Genomic DNA, 7,062 nt, shown 5'->3' on the forward strand with positions numbered 1-7,062 from the left:
GAATTATTAGTATTTGAGATGAGAAAAATTGTGCTTTAGATATACATGGGCTTTTAGCGTATCGCAATGAGTAAAATCAGTATTTTATTCTGGCATTGTTAACTAACTCATTGTTTTTGAAATGCATGTTTATCAATACTCAAAGTTTTGTTGCGTTATGAAAACTTATCTTTCATTACTGATTGTTTGAATTTGCCTTGTTCGGACATTAAGGGTTTATTTTTGTGTTCAGTTTATTAGCCGTTTATTGAGGAGGAGGATGGTGTTAGGATTCAAGAAAAAGAAAAGCAGTAGCTAGGAATAAAATGAAACGTTGGTATTTGTTGTATTGTAAACGTGGCGATCAGAGGCGTGCTAAAGCACACCTTGAAAACCAAGGTGTCGAATGTTTCTACCCAGAAATTGAACTAGAGAGAATTCTTCGGGGTAAGCGGCAAGTTGTCAAAGAGCCACTTTTTCCCTCCTATATGTTCATTTACTTTGATTTTGAAATTGGCCCAACCTTTACTAGTGTGCGCTCTACTCGCGGTGTGGTTGATTTCATCCGATTTGGTTCACATCCGAAGGAGTTGGACAGTGATTTGATCGAGGAATTGAAGTTACTCGACCAGTTAAAATTACCGGTAGCATCGTTCAATATTCCAGAAAAAGGGCAGGTAGTTCGACTTAAGGGTGGGCAGTTCTCAGGAATTGATGCCATTTACCAAGAGCCCGATGGTGAGACGCGATCGATTATGCTGGTTAAAATGATCAGCCAAGTGATACCGATGAGCATTGATAATAAGCATTTAGAATTAGATTCGTGATTGACTCTCTACAGTAAGCTCTTTAGACAAATAAAAGGCGCATTTTGCGCCTTTTATTTGCTTTATTAGCCAGCGTTTTGGTTAGTACGCTTCATTATGCACCGCTTTGACAGCTCGGCCTGACGGGTCAATACAATTTTTAAAGGATTCATCCCACTCTATTGCTTTGGCGGAAGAACAAGCTACAGAAGGACCTCCAGGAACGCATTGTGCAGCAGACTCTAACGGGAACAGCTCTTCGAAGATCTCGCGGTAAACATACCCTTCTTTTGTCGCTGGAGTATTATATGGGAAGCGGTATTTTGCTGTTTCCATCTGTTGATCGGTAACTTTTTCTTCAGCAACACTCTTTAGTGTGTCAATCCAGCTATAGCCCACACCATCGGAAAATTGCTCTTTTTGACGCCAAGCAATCGAGGCTGGCAGATAATCTTCAAAGCACTCACGTAGAATGTGTTTTTCCATCTTGCCATTGCCACACATTTTGTCAGCAGGGTTAAGCCTCATTGCAACATCAATAAACTCTTTGTCTAGGAAAGGAACGCGTCCTTCCACTCCCCAAGCCGCTAAAGATTTATTAGCGCGAGCACAGTCAAACAAGTTCAACGCCAGCAGTTTACGCACCGTTTCTTCGTGGAATTCTTGCGCGTTTGGTGCTTTGTGGAAGTATAAGTAACCACCGAAGATCTCATCCGCTCCTTCGCCGGAAAGTACCATTTTGATACCCATGGCTTTGATTTTCCGCCCCATCAAATACATCGGAGTAGAGGCTCGAATTGTCGTCACGTCATACGTTTCAATATGGTAAATAACATCACGAATAGCATCTAAACCCTCTTGGATGGTATAAGTCATTTCGTGGTGTACAGTGCCAATTTTTTCAGCCACTTCACGAGCCGCTTTAAGGTCTGGAGCACCGTCTAAACCCACCGCAAAAGAGTGAAGCTGTGGCCACCATGCTTCTGATTGTTCATCATCTTCAATTCGCATTGCAGCGTAACGTTTCGCAATGGCTGACGTAATTGAAGAGTCCAATCCTCCAGAAAGCAAAACACCATAAGGTACATCTGTCATCAGTTGGCGCTTCACGGCCGCTTCTAATGCTTGTTTTAGCTCTTCTTTACTGCTGCTATTGCCTTGGACTGCCGCATATTCATTCCAATCTCGAATATAGTAGCGCTGTGCGCCTGCCTCTTTCGAGCTGTAGTAACTACCAGGAGGAAATTCACTGATAGTTTTGCAAATGCTTACCAAAGCTTTCATTTCGGATGCAATGTAGTAGTTACCGTGTTCGTCATGGCCTTGGTAAAGAGGAATGATACCAATATGGTCACGCCCGATGAGGTACTCATCTTTTTCTTCATCATAGAGCACAAAGGCAAAGATACCGTTGAGTTCTTCAAGCAGCGCGGCACCCATGTCTGCATAAAGCGCTAATATCACTTCACAGTCAGAGTCGGTTTGAAAATCGTATTTGCCTTGGTAACGAGCACGAATTTCTTTGTGGTTATAAATCTCACCATTGACCGCTAATATGTGCTTTTTATTTGGGCTGTAAAGTGGTTGTGCGCCGCTGTTTAAACCGACAATAGAAAGGCGCTCATGAGCCAAGATTGCTTTTTCTGAAGCATAGATGCCAGACCAGTCAGGGCCGCGGTGACGCATTTTTTTAGACATCTCTAGCGCTATTGGGCGTAACGCTGTTGCATCACTTTTAATATCAAGAATGCCAAATATAGAACACATACAACTTCCTTTTGATGATTTTTAATCTGTTGGACCTAATTTGCCATTCTGGTTAAAAAAAGCAACCATATGGTGTCGTTAATATCACATAAGATGCATCTTGGTGAATGCCATTTAAATAATGCTCACTTTATATGAATTTTTTCTATTTGTTTTCTGTTTTTGAGCGATGGTGGGTAAATTATGCCCAACTAAGCTCTGGGGTCGTATTGAGTTGGGCATAGAAATGACAATGTTTTACCTAAAAATTGCGATGGCTTACCTAGACATTATTACGGTTTAGTAAAATTAGGTTGGAGTTGTTTACATACGTGACGGGCAAAACCGCTACCCGCTTCGCTATAGATGTTGAATGCTGCATCAACACCACTTTCCAATAGTGATTCCAATTGGTCTGGGTATTCGGCGATGGCTGCGATTTGTCCTTTAAAATTACGGTGTTGTAACTGCGATAGTGCGATTTGGTTACCCTGATGATGCGGCATAGCAAGCAGTACGAGTTTTACATTACCAGTGTCTAGAATACGCTCCCAAAAATCAGGGTCGGTTGCATCACCAGCAATAACATTGCGCCCTTGTGAGCGGTGATCATGAGCAACCTCTTCTCGGACTTCTATGCCTAAACTTATTTTGCCATAACGAGAGCGCAACTCATCATATGCACCGGTACCGATGCGGCCCATCCCTAATATGAGTACCTGGGCATGGCCTGGATTAATTAATTGATCTTTGGTGTTGAGTTTTTCAGCGGCATGTTCTTTGAGCCATTGCCGTGAATGTTGATAGAGTTCATGGCCTTTACGGCTTATTGGGGCTGCGATTACAAATGAAATGGATACCGCAATGGCCAGTGCGACCAATATGTCACCCGACATCCATCCCATTTTGAAAGCAAGCCCCCCCACAATCAGTCCGAATTCACTGAAATTGAATAAAGACAAGGTGGCTAACAATGAGGTTCTCACTCGGAATTTAAAGCGGTTGAGTACCCAAAAATAGAGGATACCTTTGATGGGAAGCAGCAGTAAGAGCAACAATGCGAGCGCAAACCCAGTCATTGTGGGCTGTTCTGATAGTCCAATGTTGAGGAAAAAGCAGACGAGAAACAGCTCTTTTAGATTAAAGAGTGATTTTGACAACTCAGATGCTTTGCGATGGCCTGCTAGCAGCATGCCTAAAATCAGAGCACCAAGATCGGGTTTCATCCCAACCAATTCAAATGATCCTGCTCCGACCACTAAGGCAAAAAATATACCAAACAGAACAAGCATTTCACCGTGACCAACCCAGTCGAGCAGTTTGTAAAATAGTGGTCGCATAAAGGGTAGGATCAATAAAGTGGCAGCGTACCAATGAGGAAGTTTTCCTGTCGAGACGGTTAAAAATATGACAGCAAAGATATCTTGCATCACAAGAATACCGATGGCGATAGTGGCGTATGTCGCGTTCATTTCTCCTTTCTCTTGCAGTGATTTCACCGCAAAAACAGTACTGGAGAATGACAAAGCAAAACCAAGCAGAACTAATTGTTCAATTGACATCGAGGCCAGAGAGCTAACCCCTAAATATTTGAATATCAATAAAGCAATGCTGAAAATCCCTGTCGAAAGGAGGTTATGAACCGTGGCACCAGCCCAAATCTCTCTCGCAAGTAAGGTTTTAATCTCTAGCTTAAGTCCAATTGTGAACAGTAATAAGGTAACCCCTAGATCGGCTAGAGTCAGAATGGTATTACTGCTGTGGTAGCCAGCGGCATTAAGGCCAAACCCAGCAACTAAAAAGCCAACCAACGGAGGTAAATTGCATTTCAAGGCAATAAACCCTGCGAAAAAAGCCGTTGAAATTAGGATAAGTTCCATAAATTCCTTTAGTAATGCTTTGGTTTAAAAATAATGTTTTGGTTGTAAAAAAGGCTGTGTCATGACGACACAGCCTTTTATTATAATTCAATCGGTTGCTTAATCGCCAAGTAATTTTTGAAGTAAAACACCATTTAACATTGCCCGTTTAATCATAGCAAATGCACCTATGGTTGGTTGTTTATCAATCTGCGACGCGACTATGGGTAAATTGGTGTGGAAAGTTTTGAGTGATTGATTCTCTACATTTCGTTGAATCGCGGGGAATACGATCTCTTGAGCGGCTGTAATTTGACCTGCAATTACCACTTTTTGTGGGTTGAACAAGTTGATGGTCATCGCAATGGCTTTACCGAGTTGATTACCCACTCGAATTAAGCTCTGTTTTGCTAGCTCATCACCGAGATTGGCGTGCTCACATACATCATTGATGGTAATGCTCTCTATATTCGCTAGGCTAGATTCATAGCCCTGAGCAATCAGTTTTTTAACACGAGATATAATAGCCGGGTTTGCGGCTACCGTTTCTAAACAGCCGAAATTTCCGCATTGACACTGTTCGCCGAGTGGGTCGATTTGGATATGACCAATTTCACCTACGTTACGGTTATAGCCTAGGAATACTTGACCATTGACGATAATGCCAGCCCCAGTTCCGCGGTGAACGCTGACTAGGATAGAGTCTTGACAGTCTTTGCTGGCACCAAAATAATGTTCGGCAAGCGCCATACCGCGTACGTCGTTGCCAACAAAACATTCAACATGAAAATTATCACGAATGATGTCACCTAAAGCTAGTGCATCAATAGCAATGTTGGGCATGTATTCTACGACACCCGTTTCTGGGTTGACTAAGCCGGGTAGTGCAATACCAATGGCGATGAACTGTTCGATTCGCTCTTGCTGTTGTTTGATAAAGGTATTGAGGTGGAAAAGGAGTCCCTCAATTAATTGTGTTTGGTGAGAATAGTGAAACTCGTGATAGTCCGACGCGAGTTCTTTGCCCCCTAAATTATACAGGCTGAGCTGAATGTAATCTCGGCCTAAACGTACGGCGACAGAGTGAAAAGGGGCGACTTCGGTTGTTAAGGAGATGGCTCTACGTCCGCCAGTAGAGGCTTGTTGTGCGACCTCTTTAATGAGGCCGCGTTCTAGAAGTTGGCGGGTTATTTTTGTAACACTTGCTGGAGCAAGTTGGCTCACATCGGCAACTTGAATACGAGATATCGGACCTTGTAGGTCGATCAATCGGTACACTGCTGCGCTGTTGAGTTGTTTGACTAAATCTACGTTACCTATTTGTCCGCCATTCATTATCAATTGTGCTCGTATTGTCCGTTAACAACCGTCGCCTGAACATTGAAGTCTCTATCAAATGCAGTGAGGTTCGCCACCATGCCTTTTTTAACTCGGCCTAGTTTGTGATCCACACCAATTGCTTTTGCCGGATACAGAGTTGCCATCCGCAGAGCTTCGTCCAATGCGATACCAACGTGCTCAACAGTGTTTTGCACTGCCTCAATCATAGTGAGTGCTGAGCCGCCCAGTGTGCCGTTTTCATCAACACACTTACCATCACGGTAATATACTTTCTTACCGACAAAAATAAAGTAATCCATGTTAGCGCCTGCAGGAGCTGTGGCATCGGTCACTAATACAAGCTTTTCGCCTTTGATTTTGTGAGCAATTCTGATGTTAGCATAATCAACATGAAAGCCATCAGCAATAATGCCAGCATAAACTTCTGGGGTGTCATAAATTGCACCAACGACACCGGGTTCACGTCCAACCATCGGCGTCATGGCATTAAATAAGTGTGTGGCAAAGGTGATGCCTGATTCAAAGCTTTTACGTGCTTCAGTATAAGTTGCGTTAGTGTGACCAATCGATACCACAATGCCAGCTTTCACCAGACGTTCAATGTGTTCTGGATTGTTGTGCTCTGGCGCCAATGTCACTTTAGCAATCACATCGCTATTTTCACACATAGTGGCGATCATGTTGTCATCTGAAGGGCGGATGAAATCCACACTGTGAATGCCCTTTTTCATCACATTAAGATATGGCCCTTCAAGGTGTAAACCCAGTGATTGGTTTTTATATTGAGAGTGATATTCACGTGCGGCAGAAATCGCTTTGCACATGTCTTCGTCTGAAGAGGTGATTAACGTTGGCAAAAAGCTTGTGCATCCTGATTTTAGGTTAGCTTTATGCATAATCTGCATCGTAGTCGCGGTTACTTCATCATTCAGCATCACACCGCCACAACCATTCAATTGCAGGTCGATAAAGCCTGGGCTTAGGTTTGCACCATTTAAATCTTGTGTCGCTATATCTTGTGGTAAATCCGCAATAGGACAGACCGCTTCAATCAACTCGTTGTTGATAATCACAGCATGGTCAACTAGCACATCACTGCCAGTGTAGATTTTACAGTTAGTTAGTGCGTACATAATCATCAAATCCTTATCTATCAATATTTTATAAATTTGGCGAGGCGACGAAATGAAAGGTGGAATGTGCCAGTACGGTGCTTTCTTTTCTTACTTCAATTAGGTCGCGAATTATCTTGCTAGCAAACAGCCAATGCTGGATGACATTAAAATTAAGTGCTCGTTTTGACTGGGTTATTTGATGGTTATAGTTTGCAT

General features: G+C 42.9%; 5 protein-coding genes. 1 reads left to right on the forward strand and 4 read right to left on the reverse strand.

The window, feature by feature from the left end; genetic code table 11:
• Positions 1 to 305: 305 nt before the first annotated feature.
• Positions 306 to 806 carry a transcription/translation regulatory transformer protein RfaH gene (gene rfaH / locus AACQ17_RS04050; RefSeq protein ID WP_013857303.1) on the forward strand — a complete coding sequence of 167 codons (501 nt, stop codon included), beginning with the start codon at positions 306 to 308 and terminating at the stop codon, positions 804 to 806.
• 81 nt (positions 807 to 887) lie between these two features.
• On the opposite strand, the gene asnB is transcribed toward rfaH, so the two are convergent.
• The 4 genes from asnB to nagA form a co-directional block, all read right to left on the reverse strand.
• The gene (asnB, locus tag AACQ17_RS04055; protein ID WP_017045499.1) at positions 888 to 2,552 is read right to left on the reverse strand and encodes an asparagine synthase B; all 1,665 of its coding nucleotides are present in this window, start codon (positions 2,550 to 2,552) and stop codon (positions 888 to 890) included.
• Positions 2,553 to 2,824: 272 nt separating this feature from the next.
• Positions 2,825 to 4,411 (reverse strand): cation:proton antiporter family protein, encoded by a 1,587-nt coding sequence (locus AACQ17_RS04060; RefSeq protein ID WP_094147457.1) that lies wholly within the window; start codon positions 4,409 to 4,411, stop codon positions 2,825 to 2,827.
• A gap of 99 nt (positions 4,412 to 4,510) precedes the next feature.
• Positions 4,511 to 5,725, reverse strand: a complete 1,215-nt coding sequence (gene nagC, locus AACQ17_RS04065) for a DNA-binding transcriptional regulator NagC (RefSeq protein WP_026028126.1) — start codon at positions 5,723 to 5,725, stop codon at positions 4,511 to 4,513.
• 2 nt (positions 5,726 to 5,727) lie between these two features.
• Positions 5,728 to 6,864: an N-acetylglucosamine-6-phosphate deacetylase gene (gene nagA / locus AACQ17_RS04070; RefSeq protein ID WP_094147618.1), complete on the reverse strand. Its 1,137-nt coding sequence runs from the start codon at positions 6,862 to 6,864 to the stop codon at positions 5,728 to 5,730.
• Positions 6,865 to 7,062: the final 198 nt, after the last annotated feature.

The sequence above is a fragment of the Vibrio sp. V10_P2A27P122 genome, assembly GCF_963874335.1.
GTDB classification, from domain to species: domain Bacteria; phylum Pseudomonadota; class Gammaproteobacteria; order Enterobacterales; family Vibrionaceae; genus Vibrio; species Vibrio anguillarum.

Excerpts from the sequence above, each read along its gene's own strand:
- rfaH (WP_013857303.1), top strand. The coding sequence starts at position 306 with ATGAAACGTTGGTATTTGTTGTATTGTAAACGTGGCGATCAGAGGCGT.
- nagA (WP_094147618.1), bottom strand. The coding sequence starts at position 6,864 with ATGTACGCACTAACTAACTGTAAAATCTACACTGGCAGTGATGTGCTA.
- asnB (WP_017045499.1), bottom strand. The coding sequence starts at position 2,552 with ATGTGTTCTATATTTGGCATTCTTGATATTAAAAGTGATGCAACAGCG.
- AACQ17_RS04060 (WP_094147457.1), bottom strand. The coding sequence starts at position 4,411 with ATGGAACTTATCCTAATTTCAACGGCTTTTTTCGCAGGGTTTATTGCC.
- nagC (WP_026028126.1), bottom strand. The coding sequence starts at position 5,725 with ATGAATGGCGGACAAATAGGTAACGTAGATTTAGTCAAACAACTCAAC.